Source organism: Burkholderia sp. SIMBA_062, assembly GCF_046534765.1.
GTDB lineage: Bacteria > Pseudomonadota > Gammaproteobacteria > Burkholderiales > Burkholderiaceae > Burkholderia > Burkholderia ambifaria.
Genome location: NZ_JAWRYD010000024.1, coordinates 1 through 16,624 on the forward strand (window position 1 = coordinate 1; position 16,624 = coordinate 16,624).

General features: G+C 66.5%; 17 protein-coding genes and 1 pseudogene. 7 read left to right on the plus strand and 11 right to left on the minus strand.

Annotated elements, in window-relative coordinates:
* Window positions 1-81: 81 nt before the first annotated feature.
* A pseudogene (locus tag SB786_RS24050) lies at window positions 82-447 on the minus strand (transposase); the annotation flags it as partial.
* A 518-nt stretch (window positions 448-965) separates the two neighbouring features.
* On the opposite strand from SB786_RS24050, the gene SB786_RS24055 reads away from it, so the two are divergent.
* The gene (locus SB786_RS24055; RefSeq protein WP_410729663.1) at window positions 966-2,444 is read left to right on the plus strand and encodes a diguanylate cyclase; all 1,479 of its coding nucleotides are present in this window, start codon (window positions 966-968) and stop codon (window positions 2,442-2,444) included.
* A 363-nt stretch (window positions 2,445-2,807) separates the two neighbouring features.
* Here SB786_RS24055 and SB786_RS24060 read toward each other — a convergent pair whose 3' ends face one another.
* The 4 genes from SB786_RS24060 to SB786_RS24075 form a co-directional block, all read right to left on the minus strand.
* Window positions 2,808-3,125: a hypothetical protein gene (locus tag SB786_RS24060; RefSeq protein ID WP_006757518.1), complete on the minus strand. Its 318-nt coding sequence runs from the start codon at window positions 3,123-3,125 to the stop codon at window positions 2,808-2,810.
* 340 nt (window positions 3,126-3,465) lie between these two features.
* A complete protein-coding gene (locus tag SB786_RS24065; RefSeq protein ID WP_410729664.1) occupies window positions 3,466-3,954 on the minus strand; it encodes a hypothetical protein in 489 nt (162 codons plus the stop codon).
* A 278-nt stretch (window positions 3,955-4,232) separates the two neighbouring features.
* On the minus strand, window positions 4,233-4,781 hold the full coding sequence (locus tag SB786_RS24070) for a GNAT family N-acetyltransferase (protein WP_410729665.1): 549 nt from the start codon (window positions 4,779-4,781) through the stop codon (window positions 4,233-4,235).
* Window positions 4,778-5,437 carry a helix-turn-helix domain-containing protein gene (locus SB786_RS24075; RefSeq protein ID WP_410729666.1) on the minus strand — a complete coding sequence of 220 codons (660 nt, stop codon included), beginning with the start codon at window positions 5,435-5,437 and terminating at the stop codon, window positions 4,778-4,780. The genes SB786_RS24070 and SB786_RS24075 overlap by 4 nt, the downstream gene beginning before the upstream one ends.
* Window positions 5,438-5,596: 159 nt before the next feature.
* On the opposite strand from SB786_RS24075, the gene SB786_RS24080 reads away from it, so the two are divergent.
* Both SB786_RS24080 and map read left to right on the plus strand, forming a co-directional pair.
* On the plus strand, window positions 5,597-5,833 hold the full coding sequence (locus SB786_RS24080; protein ID WP_410729667.1) for a ParD-like family protein: 237 nt from the start codon (window positions 5,597-5,599) through the stop codon (window positions 5,831-5,833).
* Entirely contained in the window at window positions 5,833-6,648 is an 816-nt protein-coding gene (gene map, locus SB786_RS24085; protein ID WP_410729668.1) for a type I methionyl aminopeptidase, read from the plus strand. The genes SB786_RS24080 and map overlap by 1 nt, the downstream gene beginning before the upstream one ends.
* A gap of 148 nt (window positions 6,649-6,796) precedes the next feature.
* Here the strand turns inward: map and SB786_RS24090 are convergent, their stop codons facing one another.
* Complete coding sequence (locus SB786_RS24090; protein ID WP_410729669.1) at window positions 6,797-7,300, minus strand: GAF domain-containing protein; 504 nt, start codon at window positions 7,298-7,300, stop codon at window positions 6,797-6,799.
* 146 nt (window positions 7,301-7,446) lie between these two features.
* Window positions 7,447-8,364, minus strand: coding sequence for a LysR family transcriptional regulator (locus SB786_RS24095; protein ID WP_410729670.1), 918 nt, complete (start codon window positions 8,362-8,364; stop codon window positions 7,447-7,449).
* A 110-nt stretch (window positions 8,365-8,474) separates the two neighbouring features.
* On the opposite strand from SB786_RS24095, the gene SB786_RS24100 reads away from it, so the two are divergent.
* Together SB786_RS24100 and SB786_RS24105 are read left to right on the plus strand one after the other, a co-directional pair.
* On the plus strand, window positions 8,475-9,341 hold the full coding sequence (locus SB786_RS24100) for a pirin family protein (protein WP_410729671.1): 867 nt from the start codon (window positions 8,475-8,477) through the stop codon (window positions 9,339-9,341).
* Window positions 9,342-9,468: 127 nt separating this feature from the next.
* Entirely contained in the window at window positions 9,469-9,960 is a 492-nt protein-coding gene (locus tag SB786_RS24105; RefSeq protein ID WP_410729672.1) for a GNAT family N-acetyltransferase, read from the plus strand.
* Window positions 9,961-9,979: 19 nt separating this feature from the next.
* On the opposite strand, the gene SB786_RS24110 is transcribed toward SB786_RS24105, so the two are convergent.
* Genes SB786_RS24110 through SB786_RS24120 form a run of 3 tightly spaced genes read right to left on the minus strand, consistent with a single transcriptional unit; the run spans window position 9,980 to window position 11,953 of the window.
* On the minus strand, window positions 9,980-10,852 hold the full coding sequence (locus SB786_RS24110; protein ID WP_410729673.1) for a cytochrome c oxidase assembly protein: 873 nt from the start codon (window positions 10,850-10,852) through the stop codon (window positions 9,980-9,982).
* A gap of 10 nt (window positions 10,853-10,862) precedes the next feature.
* The gene (locus SB786_RS24115) at window positions 10,863-11,303 is read right to left on the minus strand and encodes a copper chaperone PCu(A)C (protein ID WP_410729674.1); all 441 of its coding nucleotides are present in this window, start codon (window positions 11,301-11,303) and stop codon (window positions 10,863-10,865) included.
* Window positions 11,300-11,953: an SCO family protein gene (locus SB786_RS24120; protein WP_410729675.1), complete on the minus strand. Its 654-nt coding sequence runs from the start codon at window positions 11,951-11,953 to the stop codon at window positions 11,300-11,302. The genes SB786_RS24115 and SB786_RS24120 overlap by 4 nt, the downstream gene beginning before the upstream one ends.
* Window positions 11,954-12,236: 283 nt before the next feature.
* Here SB786_RS24120 and otsB point away from each other — a divergent pair, with 283 nt between their 5' ends.
* Together otsB and otsA are read left to right on the plus strand one after the other, a co-directional pair.
* On the plus strand, window positions 12,237-12,989 hold the full coding sequence (gene otsB, locus SB786_RS24125; protein WP_410729676.1) for a trehalose-phosphatase: 753 nt from the start codon (window positions 12,237-12,239) through the stop codon (window positions 12,987-12,989).
* Window positions 12,986-14,365: an alpha,alpha-trehalose-phosphate synthase (UDP-forming) gene (gene otsA, locus SB786_RS24130; RefSeq protein WP_006751851.1), complete on the plus strand. Its 1,380-nt coding sequence runs from the start codon at window positions 12,986-12,988 to the stop codon at window positions 14,363-14,365. The genes otsB and otsA overlap by 4 nt, the downstream gene beginning before the upstream one ends.
* Before the next feature lie 93 nt (window positions 14,366-14,458).
* On the opposite strand, the gene SB786_RS24135 is transcribed toward otsA, so the two are convergent.
* Window positions 14,459-16,288, minus strand: a complete 1,830-nt coding sequence (locus SB786_RS24135) for an ABC transporter ATP-binding protein (protein WP_410729677.1) — start codon at window positions 16,286-16,288, stop codon at window positions 14,459-14,461.
* Window positions 16,289-16,624 lie beyond the last annotated feature (336 nt).

Below are 16,624 nucleotides of genomic sequence, written 5' to 3' on the forward strand. Positions count from 1 at the left end.
GGATCAACGCTCAGCAGACCAAGGACGCCGCGGCATAACTCGGGACCGTTGGAAGGCGAAAAACCGAGGGAACCTCAGAAGTGAAGTGGCCATCTTTCGGGGGCGCCCTCGCCGGCGAGGGGACAGTGCATCGATACCGCCCTCATGATACAGGCGCTCCCAGGTCGACACATGCCCGGCGCTTCGAATGTCGAACAACGCAGCCACTTGACCATACGACAGCCCGTCACGCCGCATGCGCCGCAACACCGACAACTTGAACTGCGCGTCGTAGTGGCCGACCTTACGGCGCAGTCCGGCTATGCCATGTTCCCGGTAGCTCGCGATCCAGCGCCGGATGACCGTACGCCCGATCCCATGACGGGTCGCCAGCGTGCGTGTGCTCCCATCTCCCTCCAGATACTCCTGAACTACCTGCAGTCGAAACCGCTCGTCGTACTTCGCCATGAAAAACACCCCAAAGGTTGGATCGGTGTCCAACTTTTGGGGTGCAGTTCAAATCAGGGCTTTTTCTTTTTCCGGTGCCGTTTTCATCCTTGTAGGAAAGTCGCCTGGAGTAGTGGAGCGCTGCTTGGTCACACGGCTGAATGTCCGCGTTTTCTGGAATAGCGTTCATTGCTCGTTGTGCCGACGACGATCGTGCCGGTCCGAGTCTCGCCGGCCTCGGAGGCAGGGGGCAATCTCACGTCCTTCCGGAACCTGTTGGTGTGTGATCGTGGTTGGCAAGTCGATCATTCAGCCTACGCCCGGTTTGTCCGGCAGAATGGTCGATCGCAGCGGACGAACCGATCCGTCAAATTGCGTCAATCGAGGACACTGACAATTCGTCATCGGTCGGACACAAAGTTGCTTTTTGCTGTTCGAGTTCCGTTCGGCTGCGCGCCGAGTTTTCAAATAGACCTGCCCGATTTAGTATGCGGAAACCACGCCCGCACGGGCGCGGCTCATTTTGCGCCGAGGAGACCATGCATCGTCGTACGGCGGCCCCCTACGTCATCGTGACGGTTGGCATTGTGATCGCCTGCGCCCTGATGGGCCTGTGCGTGCTGCAGCTATTTCAGAGCCGGAACGACGCACTGGAGCGCGCAAGCGAAACCTCGCGTAATCTCGGCCTGATAGCCGAGCGCGACATCGAGCGCAACTTCGAACTCTACGACCTGTCCTTGCAGGCGGTGATCCAGGGTCTGCAACGGCCTGATGTGATGTCGGCAGCGCCGACGCTGCGGCGCGGCGTGCTGTTCGATCATGCGATGAGTGCACCCTTCATCGGTTCGCAACTGGTACTCGACGCGAACGGCGATATCGTTCTGGATTCGGCCAATGACGTGCCCCGAAAGGGCAATTTCGCCGATCGCAAATACTTCACTGTGCATCGCGATAATCCCGACGTCGGCCTCTATGTGAGCGATCCGTTCGTGTCGCGCTTGCGCCGTGGCATGCACACTATTGCGTTGTCTCGGCGCGTGTCGAACCCGGACGGATCGTTCGGCGGCGTCGCGCTGATCGCGATCAATCTCGAGTACTTCCACCACCTGTTTGCGGGCCTGTCGCTGGGGCAGCACGGTTCGATGTCGCTGATCGGCAAGGACGGCATCATGGTGATGCGTCAACCGTACAACGTCAGCTTCGTCGGTCGCGATATCAGCAAGGCTGCGACCTTTCAACGATTTCAGCGTGCGCCGGAGGGCGTATTCTCGGAAACGGCTTCAATCGACGGAGTACGTCGCCTCTACTATTTCAAGCACCTGCCGAAGTTGCCGCTGATCATCATGGTTGCAGAAGGCGAGCAGGACGTTTATGCCGCATGGCAGCACCGCGCAGTGACGATCGGCGCACTGGTGGCGACGTTCGGCGCCGCGTTCATCGCGCTGTCCTTCATGCTCAGTGGGCAACTGCGCCGCCGAATGCGGGCCGAGTCCGAGCTGGTGCTGCTGGCACGTACCGACGGGCTCACCGGCCTGAACAATCGCCGCAGTTTCGGGGAGGTTCTGGATCGGGAATGGCGTCGCGCCAGGCGGACGCATTCCGTCTTCTCGCTGCTGTTCGTCGACGTCGATCGCTTCAAGGCGTACAACGACACCTACGGGCATCAGGCCGGGGACGACGCGCTGGCGGCGGTCGCCCGCTGTATCGGCGAAAACATCCGCCGGCCGGTCGATACCGCGGCTCGCTACGGCGGGGAGGAATTCGTGGTGCTGCTTCCCGATACGCCGGCGGCCGGCGCTGCGCAGATCGCCGAGCGGATTCGGGCGGCAATCGACGAACTGGCACTCGAACATGCTGGCAGCGAGTATGGGCGTGTCACGGCCAGTATTGGCCTCGCCAGCTGGACGCCGGAGCAGGACAATGAGCCCGGCGCGGTGATCAAAGCTGCCGACGAGGCGCTGTACTATGCGAAAACAATCGGCCGCAACCGGGTGGCCGCGTTGCAGCCCCTGGACTGACGGGCCATTGCCTGTTTGCCGCTCCAAAAACGCGAAAGCTCGCTCGAAGGGCAGGCCCTTTTGCGTGCTACAAATTGCTACAGCAAGGGGCGGGAGTCTTGCAGGATAAGCCTCGCGCTTACCACGCCTACAAACCAACCAAAAACCGAGGCCAGCCACCGGTGGATCTGGTTGGCAATCGACGCGCATTGACCAGGGCATGGCCTTGGTGTCCGTTCGGACATCATGCCGAATGTCTCTACGTCCAGACCGGACTATTTCTTGCCTCAGGGTCGGGGACAGTGGCCGCGCAGGGTTTTGTATCCGCGCGTCATCCGATAACGCACGCAGGTGCTGCTCCATCCTGGGGGTGACGTCTGCAGGTTATCGTCGGGGCCCTTTCATGGCTTCCGACTCCATGGCCGCATTCCACTCCTCATTCGCCTCGATGGGATCCATCTCATCGTCAATCGATGCCGTTGCTCGTTCGGCGGCGGCTCGAGCTTCGTCTGCCGCGGACGCGACATCGCCGTCCCCGTCCCCCGGGGGATGCAGCATGTCGTTGAGCATCGCGCTCAATTCCGGCGTGTCCCAGGGCAGGCCGCGCCGAGTTCGATCGGTTATGTAGTGCTTCACTTCCGCGTCCTGCTCCACCGTAAGCGGCAGGCCTCGGAAAGTGCTTTGAGGGCCAGCGTCAATCATCACATTCTCCTGCTGCGATTGAATTTTCAGTGTACTCGCCAATTGCGGACGCGCGAACCGTGATCGCGACGCTTTCGCGTCGGATCGAACGTGTAGTCTCGGCAGGCGCCAGGCGGGCATGAACCGCCGTCTGGAACAGCGGAAGCCCTGCCATTGGAGCGACAGCTTTGCATCCGGAGCGCGACAGGCGAGCTGTACCGTGCGAAGCATCAAGGCCGCGATCGGGTTGTTGCCGCGTAGTCGATCGTCGCGTCAGGGCTGTCCGGCTCGCGGCTCCCAGCCAGAAAGGAAAAGCCGCGCTTCGGCGCGGCTTTCCTTTTTCGGCACTTCATTCACGCATCTATTGCGCCGGATACGTCAACGTCACCAGCTCGCACTTCGACGAACTTTTGCCGTCGTAGTCGTAAATCGCGAGCAGATGCTGGCCCTTGCTGTTCAAGATCGGCAGCGTGATCGCCCGGCGATTCGGGTTGTTGCCACCGGCCGGCTCGTCGGAACTCTGCTTGCGGATCTCGGACTCGAGGTCAGACGGCGTGTTGATGCCGTTCTCCGGACCGCGGCTGCGCACCCGGCTGTAGAAGTGAAAACCGTTGTCGGTCCAGCCGCGCGGCAGCATGTTGCGCCACTGGTTGTTGGTGACTTCCTTCCACAGCAGATCGGTGTTGCCGCTCAACACGAACGGCGTCGGACACGCGCCGGCCGCGAACGCTTGTCCGCAGAAAAGCGGAAGGGCGGCAAGCGAGCACGCAACGCAGCGGACCGCGCGCCGCGCGAGGCCGGTGTTGTGTCGCAATCCGGGATGGTACGGCAGGGCATGGTGCGTTTTCATACGGCATCCTCCGAGTGATGGATCGGTATGCGACCGCGTTGCGGCCGCTGGGGAATACCGTATCGCGGCCGTTCCCGCACAAGAATGCGGCGAACGTCACACTCGTCGTCACGGGGCGAAGGTGCGGGGCCGAGGCCCGGGATGCGTATGGAAAGCCTGGAGCCGTGGGACAACGCGGACTTGATCGCGTTGTCGCTGCGAGGGCGGCGGTCGTCGTGGCGCGGGCCGTCTGCCTCGCCCGCGTCGGCGGGAAACCGCCGAACGTTCAGCGATGCCGATCAGCCATCCACGGGCTGCGCGGGGGTGTCGAGCTTCAACTGATAGAACGCCGCATCGAGCCAGCGGCCGAACTTGAAGCCCGCTTCGGCGATCGTGCCCGCGTGCACGAAGCCGAGGCGCGTATGCAGCGCGACGCTGCCGCCGTTGGCTGCGTCGACGCAACCGACCAGCACGTGCACGTCGGCTGCGCGCGCACGCCGGATCAATTCGCGCAGCAGCAGCTCCCCGAGCCCGCGTCCGCGATGGTCGCGGTGCACGTAGACGCTGTGTTCGACCGTGTACTTGAACGCCGGAAACGCGCGGAACGTGCCCCAGCTCGCGAAGCCCACCAGCGTGCCCGATTCATCGACCGCGCCGAGGACCGGAAAACCGTTGGCGCGCTTCGTCGCGAACCACGTGACCATCGCTTCGGGCGGTCGCGGCCGGTAGTCGTACAGCGCGGTCGAGTTCACGATCGCGTCGTTCAGGATCTCGAGGATGGCCGCGGCATGCTCGGCCTCGCTGCAATCGATCAGGCGCACGTCGTCGCGCTGTTTCGGGGAATTCATACGGGCTCCTGCGCCTGGCGGCTTTGAACGGATGACACACTCCGCGCGCCGGCGGCGGCGGGAACATCGCAGATCGCGACGACATAGCGCGCGACCTGCGACGACGGGTTGCTGAAAATCAGCGGCTGATCGAGACGCATGGCCAGACAGTCGCCGGCGTGAAGTTCGTGAAGCTGGTCGCCCAACGTGACGTCGACGCGCCCATGGACGACCCACACCTGTTGATGCAGTGCGCTTTCGCGCCCGCCGGAGTCGTACGCGACGTGCGCGCCGGGCGGGAAATCGACCTCGACGAGCTGGATCGGCGACGGCCAGCCGGGCGGCGACAGATTGCGGCGCACGTAACCGGACGCCGGATCGCGCCATTCCGCCTGTTGCGCACGCCGCACCAGCGGGTGCGCGGGCGCGTCGTCGCGATCGCCGCCGAACAGCCCGGCCAGCGACACGCCGAGACCCGCCGCGAGCTTGTCGAGCACGACGGCCGTCGGGCTCGCCGACGCACGCTCGATGAGCGAGATCATCGAGCGGCTGACGCCGGAACGCGCGGCGAGCGCATCGAGCGTGTAGCCTCGTAGCGAGCGCAAGTCGCGCACGCGCCGGGCGATGCGTTCGTTGATGCCGGTGGCGTCGACGGGAGAGCGGGGGGATTCCTGCATGATGGATTTATTGTCCAGCAAGCTGGAATTCGATGTCAACGGGGTTTCGACGGAATTCTGCTGTCCCGAACAGGCGTTTCGCCAGCGACCGAATGCTTGCTCGTCGGCCGGGGCGAGCGTAATATACGAAACGACTACATTTCGTTTAATTGGGGGCATATGGGAATCATCAAGATATCCGAGCACATGCACGAACGGCTGCGCTCGACCAGTACCGCGCTGAGCCGGTCGATCAATGCGCAGGCGGAACACTGGCTGCGCGTCGGGATGCTGTCGGAACTCAATCCGTCGCTGTCCTACGGCGATATCTGCCGAATGCTGATCGAGATCGAAGCGCGCGGCGGGGATGCGGGCCCGACCGAGTCGGTGGCGCGCGACGTCGAGCAGGTGGCGTAATGGCGAAGCGAGAAATTCCGATCCGCGGCGCCGCGGAAATCGACAAGTCGCGCGAGGCCGCGAAGCTCGCGTCCCGGGTGCTGACGATGATCACCGAGCACGTGAAGCCCGGCGTCACCACGGACGAACTGGACGCGCGCTGCCGCGAATACATCGTCGACGAACTCGGCGCGATCCCGGCGAACATCGGTTATCACGGTTACCCGAAAACCCTGTGCACGTCGGTCAACCACGTGGTCTGTCACGGTATTCCGTCGTCGCGGCCGATGCGCGACGGCGACATCGTGAATCTCGACATCGCGGTGATCAAGGACGGCTGGTTCGGCGACACGAGCCGCATGTACTTCGTCGGCGAGCCGGGTGAACTGGCGCGGCGCCTCGTCGCGACGACCTACGAGGCGATGCATGCGGGCATCCGCGCGGTGCGTCCGGGCGCGACGCTCGGCGACGTCGGCTATGCGATCCAGCAGGTCGCGCATCGCGAAGGGTTCAGCGTGGTTCGCGAGTACTGCGGGCACGGGATCGGCGACGTGTACCACGACGAGCCGCAAGTGCTGCACTATGGCCGCCCGGGCACCGGCGTGCCGCTGCGGCCGGGGATGATCTTCACGATCGAGCCGATGCTGAATGCGGGCAAGCGCGACACGCGCATGCTGGCGGACGGCTGGACGGTCGTCACGAAAGACCATTCGCTGTCCGCGCAATGGGAGCACATGGTCGTGGTGACGGAGCAGGGCTTCGAGATCCTGTCGGACGACGTGAAGCCGCAGGCGCTCGCGGCGCTCACGGCGCTCTCGGGCACGCACGCGGCCTGACGCGCGGCAACCCGCACGCGGGGCGCAAAGGAAACGGGCCCCGTCGTGGGGCCCGTGTCATCGGCAGTCGCGCGGGACGGTCGGCAAGGCCGCCGTTTCCACCGCCGCGGCCGGCAGCGGTGGGCTGCGGAACGCGGCTTAACGCGGTTTAACCGCGCGCCTTCTGCCACGCGTGTTCGACGAACACGCGGCACAGCGCTTCCATCCCGTCGCGGTCCTCGTCGTCGAAACGTGCGGCAACGGGGCTGTCCACGTCCCACACGCCGATCAGCGTGCCGTCGGCGGCCACCAGCGGTACGACGATTTCCGATTCCGACGCGGCATCGCAGGCGATATGGCCCGGGAATTCATGCACGTCGCGCACGACCTGCGTCTGGCGCGTCTGCGCGGCCGTGCCGCACACGCCCTTGCCGAGTGCGATCCGCACGCACGCGGGCTTGCCCTGGAACGGGCCGACCACGAGTTCCGATCCGTCGAAGAAATAGAAGCCGGCCCAGTTCAGGCGGTCGAGCGAGTGATAGACGAGCGCGGAGAAATTCGCGGCGTTCGCAGTGAGGTCGCGTTCCGATTCGACGAGCGCGCGTGCCTGCTCGACGAGCGTCGCATAGAGTTCGGCCTTGGAGGCGTGAGGGTCGTTGGACAGCGTGAACATGGCTGAAATGCGATAAGGGTGGTGAACGGCAGGGTTGTGAAAAGCGCGATGCGCGTCCCGCAGTCTACGGTACGGGCGGCCCGTCTGCAGCGTCCGGCTCACGCAGCGCGATGCCGAACGCGCCGCGCAGGTGCACGCGAGCCCGCTCAATCGGGTGCGAGTTCGGCGAACCGTTCGGTCAGGAAGTCGAGCAGTGCGCGCACCGCCGGCAACAGCCCGCGCCGCGACGCGAACACCGCGTGCACGATCTCGCGCCGCGGCGCCCAGTTCGGCAGCACGGTCACCAGTTCGCCGCGGGCGACTTCGTCGCGCACCATCATCGTCGGCAACTGCACGACGCCGACACCCGCGACGGCTGCCGCGCGCAGCGCGAGCATGCCGCCGGTCACGAGGCGCGGCTGGTGGTGGATTTCCGCCTGCGCGCCGTCGGGGCCGCGCAGTCGCCATACGTGCGCGGCCTGCGGTACGCCGTGATCGAGGCTCGGCAGGCGGGTCAGGTCGGCAGGGACGGCCGGCGTACCGAGCTCGCGCAGCAACGCGGGGCTCGCGACGAGGCACTGGCCGCGCTCGGCCAGCACGCGCAGCGCGAGGTCGCTGTCCTCGAGCGGCGGCGGGCGCACGCGGATCGCAACGTCGATCCCTTCGCCGACCACGTCGACGCGCCGGTTGGTCGCCTCCAGGTGAATCTCGACGCGCGGGCACGCGGCCAGGAACGCGGCGATCATCGTGCCGACCAGCGAATCGAGCAGCACGACCGGGCAGCTCACGCGCACGATGCCGCGCGGCTCCTCGTGCAACAGCGCGATCGCTTCGTCGGCGGCGTCCGCTTCGACGAGCATCGCGCGACAGTGCGCGTAGTAGGTCTGGCCGACGTCGGTGACGGTGAAACGGCGCGTCGAGCGCTGGATCAGCCGCATCCCGAGCCGCGCCTCGAGCAGCGCGATGCGGCGGCTCAGCTTCGATTTCGGCAGGTTGAGCGCGCGCCCGGCCGGCGCGAAGCCGCCGTGCTCGACCACCTGCACGAAGTAATAGAGATCGTTCAGATCCCGTTCTTGATCGTTCATCAAATAGAACGCTGAGTGCGATTTTCGCAGTCTACCGGATCGATCGTTCTATCTCTATATTCATACCCAGGATGCGAAACACGTGTTTCGCCGCAATTCGGAGAAGGCAAATGAAGAAGATCCAGGGTGTGTACAGTGCGCCGCGCGGCCATTGGGTCGGCGACGGTTTCCCGGTGCGTTCGATGTTCAGCTATCAGTCGCACGGGGCGCACCTGAGCCCGTTTCTGCTGCTCGACTACGCGGGTCCCGCGAACTTCGAGCCGGCTTCGGCGCCGCGCGGGGTGGGTCAGCATCCGCACCGCGGGTTCGAAACCGTGACGATCGTCTATGACGGCGAAGTCGCTCACCGCGACTCGACCGGCGCGGGCGGTGTGATCGGCCCGGGCGACGTGCAGTGGATGACGGCCGCGAGCGGGATCCTCCATGAGGAATTCCACTCGGAGGCATTCGCGAAGCGCGGCGGTCCGCTCGAGATGGTGCAGCTGTGGGTGAACCTGCCCGCCGCCGACAAGATGGGCGCGCCGGGCTACCAGACGCTGCTGAACGCGGACATCCCGGTGGTCGAGCTGCCGGACGGTGCGGGGCGTGCGCGGATCATCGCGGGCGAACTCGATGGACGGCGCGGCCCGGCCCGCACGCACACGCCGATCGACGTGTGGGACGTGCGGCTCGCAGCCGGCGGCCGCGCGCGGTTCCCGGTCGCCGAGGGGCGGACGCTCGCGGTGGTCGTGCTCAACGGTACGCTGCTGGTGAACGGCGAGACGGTCGCCCGCGAAGCGCAGTTCGTGCAACTGAGCCGCGACGGCCGCGACGTCGAGATCGAAGCGAACGGCGACGCCAAGCTGTTGATTTTGAGCGGCGAGCCGATCGATGAGCCGGTGGTCGGTTACGGGCCGTTCGTGATGAACTCGCAAGAGGAAATCCGGACCGCGATCGACGATTTCAACAACGGCCGCTTCGGCCGGATGCCGGCATGACGGACAGGCCCCGCGCACATTGCGGGGCCTTTTTTCATGCGCGGAAGGGCGCGCGCGTGCCGTGTGCGCTTCGAGGCATAATCGACGGTTGCCGCGCGCCGGCCGGCGCGCCCGAATCAGGACGACCATGAACGCTTCCGCACCCGCCGCATCCCCGCGCGCCGACGATCTCGACTGGCGCTGGAAATCCTTCGACGCGCTGACGGCGCGTGAAGTCTATGCGATCCTCGACGCGCGCAGCGCCGTGTTCGTCGTCGAGCAGAACTGCGTGTATCGCGACATCGACGATGCGGACCAGGCGGCGTGGCATCTGGCCGCGTACGATCGGGCAGGCCGCCTCGCGGGCTACCTGCGCGTGCTGCTGCCGGATGCGCAGAACACCGACGTGCGCATCGGCCGCGTGCTGACGACCGCGCCGTTTCGCGGCGCGGGCCTTGGCAACGCGCTGATCTCGCGCGCGCTCGAGCACATCCGCGCGCAGTGGCCGGATACGCAGGTGAGCCTGCATGCGCAGGCCCACCTGCAGCGCTTCTACGGGGCATTCGGCTTCACGCCGAACTCGGACGTGCACGACGAGGACGGCATCCCGCACGTGTGGATGACCAGCGCGCACGGCTGAAGCGCAGTGCGCCGTGCCGTCATTGGGCGGCGCGCGTCACCGACGGGCGCTCCGCGCCCCGGGCGGCAGCGCGCTCGTCGATCAGCCGGCCGCGCGCGGACAGCCGCAGCCAGTGCCGCAGCGCGATCAGCGCGCCGATCACGCTCATCATCGAACCCGGAATCCACAGCAGCAAGCCGCCGATCTGCTGGTCACGCAGCGGGCTGAGCCACGTGAACGCGCGTCCGCAGATCGAGTAGATCGGATACAGCTCGTGCGGCGTGAAGAAGATCAGCGCGCCGAGCGCGATCTGCGGCGGGATCGCCGCGACGACGATCAGGATCCGGCGGCCCGGCGACAGCCGCGCGGGCGGCGCGGGACGCGGATCGACGACGAGCCACCAGAACAGCAGCCCGTCGATCACCATGCTCCAGTTCATCACGCGATACAGGCGCCAGTCGAGCATCGCGACGAAGTGGATCGGCGACAGCAGCCAGAAATAGATCAACCCGACGAACAGCACGACGGCGACGACCGGATGGAACACCACGTCGAGCGTCGCGCGCACGGGCGCCCACGCGAGCGCGGGGCGCACGAAGCGCTGCCGCCAGCGAAACGGAATGCCCGCGCGGATCGCCGCGCCCGGGTACGCCAGTGCGATGAAGAACGGCCCGAGGTGATGCAGCACGAGGTGCTGCGCGCGGTGCATGAAGAATTCATGCTCGAAGAAGTAGTCGAGCCGCGTATGCAGCGCGATGTAGAGCGCCGTCAGCCCGAACCAGAACGAGAACTGCCGCAGCGGCGACACCTTCGCCTTCTTCACGCCGCGCGCAAACAGCACGGCGGCCGCCAGCACCGCGATGACCACGGTCGGCGACGGTTCCCACGGATCGAGCCAGTACAGGACGTTCATCGCGCGCGCATCACTTCGCCTGGGCCGGCGACTTCACGGCGAACGGCGTGTCGACCGTTTCGCCGTCGGAGAACTTCAGGCGCAGGCGCACGGTGTCGCCGGGCTTGATCGCGTGCTTCGGTTCCTCGAGCATGAAGTGATAGCCGCCCGGCGCGATGTCGACCTTGCCGCGCGCGGGGATCGTCAGCTTGTCGACCATTTCCATCTTCTGCGTCGAGCCGTTCGACACGGTCTGGTGCAGCATCGCCATCCCGTAGTCGGGGCTGTCGACGTCGACGAGATCGACCGGCTTGTCGCCCGTGTTGACGAGCGTCACGTAGCCGCCCGCGGGCAGCTGGTTCGGCAGCCAGCGCACCCACGCGTTGTGCGCGGTGATCGCGCCGGCGGCGTAGGCGTGCGCGCCGGTGCACAGTGCGGCGAGGAGGGCGAACGTCTTGAGGGTCGTCTTCATGTCGGAGTTCGGGAGGGGGAGGCAGTGTCGATGATCCGGCGCACATCGGCGGCGATGGCGTCGGGCGAATCGCGGTCGGTCGCGAGCAAACGCGCGCGACCGTTCGCGTCGAAGATGTAGACGGCCGAGCTGTGCGTGACTTCGTAGCCGCCGGACGGATCGCGTTTTTCCATCTGGTACGCGACGCGATAGCGTTTCGCGAGCGATTCGATCTGGCCGTCGGTGCCGGTCAGGCCACGCGCGTGCGCGGCATCGAATGCGGCGACGTACGACTGCATCGCCTGCGGCGTGTCGCGCGCGGGATCGACCGAGACGAACAGGATGCGCACGTCGTTCGCCTGCGGGCCGAGTTTCGCGAGCACTTCCATCAGCCGCGCCATCGTTTCGGGGCAGACGTCCGGACAGTGCGTATAGCCGAAGTAGACGAGCGCGATGCGGCCGCGGAATGCGTTCGCGTCGACCGAATGGCCGTCGCCGCCGGTCAGCGTGAAGGACAGGTCGGGCAGGTGGCCCGTAACGTTGGTCAGGTGCCAGTTCGGCTCGTCGTGCGTGCATGCGGCGAGCGCGACGGCGGCGGTCAGCGCCGCGGCCGTGCGGACGAAGCGGGTGATGAGGCGGCGCCGGTGCGGCGCGGGACGGGCAGACGACATCCTGGGGCTCGATCGGACGGAACGGTCGTCGGCCGGCGCGGCGCCATGCGTCGCGCGGCCGGCGGTTGCCGACTGTAGCGCAATTCCCGCGCCCGCGTCCTTTCGAAACCCGTACGGCACGCGCGAGCGGGGCAATATGTCGCAGTTGGCGCGGACGGTGGCGCGAAGTCCGCCATGCGCCGGTTTCGCCCATCTCGGTACGCAGGCGCGGTAAGATGCGCACAATTCCATTCTCGCAGCGGCGGCCGCGCGTTTGCAGGCCGCTCCTCAGACCATCGAATCGATGCAATCCGTTCCGGCTTCCCTGTCCCTGACCGATACCGCGTTCTTTTTCGACTTCGACGGTACGCTCGTCGAATTGGCGCCCACGCCCGACAGCATTCACGTGCCGCCGTCGCTGCTGACGCTGCTCGATGAACTGCGGCGCCGCTCGCATGGCGCGCTCGCCGTCGTGTCGGGTCGCGGCATCGCCAACCTCGACACGTTCCTGAATATGCCGGACCTGCCGATCGCCGGCCTGCACGGCGCCGAGCGTCGCGACGCGAACGGCGACACGCAGCGCATCGGCTTCAACGACGACCGGCTGCTGCGCATCGAGCGCGAGCTCGCGTCCGTCGTCGACCGTCATCCGGGCATGCTGCTCGAAATCAAGGGCGCGGCCGTCGCGCTGCATTACCGAAATGCACCCGAGCGCGAGCCGGCCGCGCGCGAAGCGGCCGAGCGTCTCGTCGCCGAATATGCGGACGCGTACGTGCTGCAGCCGGGCAAGATGGTGTTCGAGATCAAGCCGAAGGGTGTCGACAAGGGGCGCGCGCTGGCCGCGTTCCTCGACGAGCCGCCGTTCGCGGGCCGCGTGCCGCTGTTCGCGGGCGACGACCTGACCGACGAGAAGGGCTTTGCGGTGGTCAACGCGCGGGGCGGTCTGTCGATCAAGGTCGGTGCGGGCGAGACGTCGGCCCGCATGCGGCTCGACTCGGTCGACGCGCTGCACGCGCAGATTGCCCGCTGGCTTGGCGCGGAGCAGCCGGGCGCATGAGTCGACTCATCATCGTTTCAAACCGTGTCGCCCCGATTTCGGAAGGCGAACCGGCGGCGGGGGGCCTCGCGATCGGCGTCTACGACGCGCTGAAGGAGACGGGCGGCATGTGGTTCGGCTGGAGCGGCGAAGTGGTCGCATCCGGTGCGCCGCAGATCCGCATCGAGGAGCGCGGCCCCGTGACGTTCGCGACCGTCGGGCTGTCGCGCCGCGATTACGACCAGTACTACCGCGGTTTCTCGAACGCGACGCTGTGGCCCGCGTTCCATTACCGCGCCGACCTGATCCAGTACGACCGCCATGAGTTCGACGGCTACCGCCGCGTGAACGTGTGGCTCGCGCAGCAGCTCGTGCCGCTGCTGCAGGACGACGACGTGATCTGGGTGCACGACTATCACCTGATCCCGTTCGCGCGTGCGCTGCGTGAGGCCGGCGTGAAGAACCGCATCGGCTTTTTCCTGCACATCCCGTTTCCGGCCGCGCAGGTGCTCGTCAACGTGCCGCCGCATCGCGAGCTCGTCGAGTCGCTGTGCGCGTTCGATCTGCTCGGCTTCCAGACCGAGCCCGACCTGCGCGCGTTCTGCGACTACATCGAGTTCGAGGCCGGCGGCGAAGTCGCGCGCGAAGGGCACACGGTGCGCGTGAGCGCGTTCGGCAACACGCTGCGGGCGGCCGCCTATCCGATCGGCGTGTATCCGGACGAGATCGCGTCGCTCGCGCAGGCGGCCGAGAACGGCAAGGCCGTGCGCACGCTGGCGACGTCGCTGCGCGGGCGCCAGTTGATCATGAGCGTCGACCGGCTCGATTATTCGAAGGGGCTCGTCGAGCGGTTCCGCGCGTTCGAGAAACTGCTGGAGCACCAGACGTCGATTCGCAATCGCGTGTCGTTCCTGCAGATCGCGCCGTCGACGCGCGCCGACCTGCGCGCGTACCAGGACATCCGCCTGCAGCTCGAAGCGGAGTCGGGGCGCATCAACGGCCGCTACGCTGAACTCGACTGGGCGCCGATCCTCTACATTCACCGCCAGTACGACCGGCAGGTGCTGGCCGCGCTGTACCGGCTGGCGCGCGTGGGTTTCGTCACGCCGTTGCGCGACGGCATGAACCTCGTCGCGAAGGAGTACGTGTCCGCGCAGAATCCGGACGATCCGGGCGTGCTGGTGCTGTCGCGCTTCGCGGGGGCCGCGCGCGAGCTGACGGGCGCGCTGATCGTCAATCCGATCGACATCGACGGGATGGCCGATGCGCTGTCGCAGGCGCTGACGATGCCGCTCGCCGAGCGGCGCGCGCGTTATGCGGACATGATCGCGCAACTGCGCGAGAACAACGTGTCGGTGTGGCGCGACAACTTCCTGCGCGACCTGCAGCGCGTGTAGCGGGCGCGCTGCGCGGCGGACGCCGCACGATGCCATGAAAAAAGCCGCCGTGCTTCGCACAGGCGGCTTTTTTGTCGGTTGCGTGCGGCGGCGTCAGGCCACGCGTTCGCCGGTCGGCGCGGTGCCGTCGGGTGCGTGATGGCGGCCGTGCTGTTTCGCGAGCAGGTCGCGGTACAGACCGGGGCGGTTGCGCAGCACGTCGGGGGTGCCGTCGTCGATCACCTTGCCGTTGCTCATCACGATGATCCGGTCGAAGTTGCGCAGCGTCGACAGCCGGTGCGCGATCGCGATCACCGTGCGGCCGACCATCAGGCGGTCGAGCGCGCTCTGGATCGCTTCCTCGGACGAGCTGTCGAGTGCGGACGTCGCTTCGTCGAGCAGCAGGATCGGCGCGTTCTTCAGGATCGCCCGCGCGATCGCGATGCGCTGGCGCTGGCCGCCCGACAGCTTGACGCCGCGGTCGCCGACGATCGTGTCATAGCCTTCCGGCATCGCCTCGATGAACTCCGCGCAGCGCGCGTCGCGCGCGGCGGCGAGCACTTCGTCGCGGGTCGCGTCGGGGCGGCCATAGGCGATGTTGTCGTAGACCGTCCGGTGCAGCAGCGAGATGTCCTGCGGGACGAGCGCGATCGCGTGGCGCAGGCTGTCCTGCGTGATCACCTTCACGTCCTGGCCGTCGACCTTCACGACGCCATCCTGCGTGTCGTAGAAGCGCTGCAGCAGCGCGAGCACGGTCGACTTGCCGGCGCCCGACTTGCCGATCAGGCCGACGCGCTGGCCCGGCTCGATATGGAGGTCGAAGTGGTCGAGGATCGCGCGGCGGTGCGGATACGCGAACGTCACGCGCTCGAAGTCGACGCGCCCGCCGGTGGCCGCCAGCGGCTTCGCGTCGGAGTGGTCCGGCATCCCGTGCGGTTCGAGCAGCGTCTTCACGGCTTCGGACAGGCGCGCGATGTGCTGCGTGACGTCGACGAGCGCGACCGCGAGGTCGCGCGTGCCGTGCAGGATCGTGAAGCCGAGCGAGCTGACGAGCACGATGTCGCCCGACGTCGCGCGGCCCTGGTCCCACAGCCACAGCGCCCAGCCGAGCAGGCCGGCCGACAGCATCGCGGTGATCACCGCATGCAGCAGCCGCAGCTTCTCGAGATAGAACAGGCTCTGCTGGCGCGCGTCCATCTCCGCCTTGATCGTTGCGCTGAAGCGCTTCTGTTCGCGCACCGTCATCCCGAACGCACGCACGAGCCCCATGTTGCCGATCACGTCGACGAGCTCGCCGTCGACCGCCGCGGCCTTGGCCGCGAATGCGTGGTGACGCGCCGAGCCGCGCCCGGCCAGCTTGAACAGGATGATGGACAGCACGGCCGAGCAGCCGAGCAGGCCGGCGGCCATCAGCGGATTGACGACGATGATCATCAGGATCGCGCCCATCACCGCGATACACGGCGGCAGCACGTTCCACGCCATCGTGTTCTCCGACGTATAGACCGCGTTCGACGTGGCCGTGATGCGGCTCGCGAGCGTGCCCGGCTGCTTTTCCGAGTAGTAGGTCGGCGAATGGCCGATCAGGTACTGGAACAGGTCGCGCCGCAGGTCGCCGGTGACCGCGACGAACGTGTGCGCGGCGGCCCAGCCGCCGACCCGCCACAGCAGGTTGTCGGCCGCGATCAGCCCGACGAGCAGCGCGAACGCGCTCCACAGCGGGCCCGGATGATGGCGCCCGGTCGCCAGCACGTCGATCAGGTGCTTGATCGCGTATTGCGAGCCGAGCGCGCAGCCGACGGCAGCCAGCACGCTGCAGAGCACGACGAGGTGGGCAACGGGATGCAGGCGGATGTAGCGGAACAGGAACGCGAGCGGTCGGTGCGCGTAGCTCGAGAGCTTCGCGTTGTGGGCGTTGCGCTGGGCGGGGGTAAGAGATTCCAAAATATGCGTGCGGTGATTCGGTGATTGAGCGTTGCGGCTGGATCGCATGCCGGCGTGCGCCCGGACTGAATAATCCGGCATTGTAAACAAGGCCTGCGTCGCGCTGCGCGAATCTTGCCTAGGCCAGAGGCTCGCGATCGATTTTGAGATAAAATCTGGCATCCCGTCCTGTTTCATGTGCCGGAATCACGCCGCCGACACGAGCGACAAGGATCGCCAAAAGGGCCTTCCACTCTAGAACGGACACCCGAGTCCGCGGGTTGCAAAGTGTTGCGGCTTTGTAACAAAGTAAAGTGTTTGAAATGTCCTGCGCCGTCTCGGGATTAACCCTAGATA

Bases quoted from the DNA above. Each gene is read 5' to 3' on its own strand.
- SB786_RS24055 (WP_410729663.1), top strand. From the start codon at position 966: ATGCATCGTCGTACGGCGGCCCCCTACGTCATCGTGACGGTTGGCATT.
- SB786_RS24060 (WP_006757518.1), bottom strand. From the start codon at position 3,125: ATGATTGACGCTGGCCCTCAAAGCACTTTCCGAGGCCTGCCGCTTACG.
- SB786_RS24065 (WP_410729664.1), bottom strand. From the start codon at position 3,954: ATGAAAACGCACCATGCCCTGCCGTACCATCCCGGATTGCGACACAAC.
- SB786_RS24070 (WP_410729665.1), bottom strand. From the start codon at position 4,781: ATGAATTCCCCGAAACAGCGCGACGACGTGCGCCTGATCGATTGCAGC.
- SB786_RS24075 (WP_410729666.1), bottom strand. From the start codon at position 5,437: ATGCAGGAATCCCCCCGCTCTCCCGTCGACGCCACCGGCATCAACGAA.
- SB786_RS24080 (WP_410729667.1), top strand. From the start codon at position 5,597: ATGGGAATCATCAAGATATCCGAGCACATGCACGAACGGCTGCGCTCG.
- map (WP_410729668.1), top strand. From the start codon at position 5,833: ATGGCGAAGCGAGAAATTCCGATCCGCGGCGCCGCGGAAATCGACAAG.
- SB786_RS24090 (WP_410729669.1), bottom strand. From the start codon at position 7,300: ATGTTCACGCTGTCCAACGACCCTCACGCCTCCAAGGCCGAACTCTAT.
- SB786_RS24095 (WP_410729670.1), bottom strand. From the start codon at position 8,364: ATGAACGATCAAGAACGGGATCTGAACGATCTCTATTACTTCGTGCAG.
- SB786_RS24100 (WP_410729671.1), top strand. From the start codon at position 8,475: ATGAAGAAGATCCAGGGTGTGTACAGTGCGCCGCGCGGCCATTGGGTC.
- SB786_RS24105 (WP_410729672.1), top strand. From the start codon at position 9,469: ATGAACGCTTCCGCACCCGCCGCATCCCCGCGCGCCGACGATCTCGAC.
- SB786_RS24110 (WP_410729673.1), bottom strand. From the start codon at position 10,852: ATGAACGTCCTGTACTGGCTCGATCCGTGGGAACCGTCGCCGACCGTG.
- SB786_RS24115 (WP_410729674.1), bottom strand. From the start codon at position 11,303: ATGAAGACGACCCTCAAGACGTTCGCCCTCCTCGCCGCACTGTGCACC.
- SB786_RS24120 (WP_410729675.1), bottom strand. From the start codon at position 11,953: ATGTCGTCTGCCCGTCCCGCGCCGCACCGGCGCCGCCTCATCACCCGC.
- otsB (WP_410729676.1), top strand. From the start codon at position 12,237: ATGCAATCCGTTCCGGCTTCCCTGTCCCTGACCGATACCGCGTTCTTT.
- otsA (WP_006751851.1), top strand. From the start codon at position 12,986: ATGAGTCGACTCATCATCGTTTCAAACCGTGTCGCCCCGATTTCGGAA.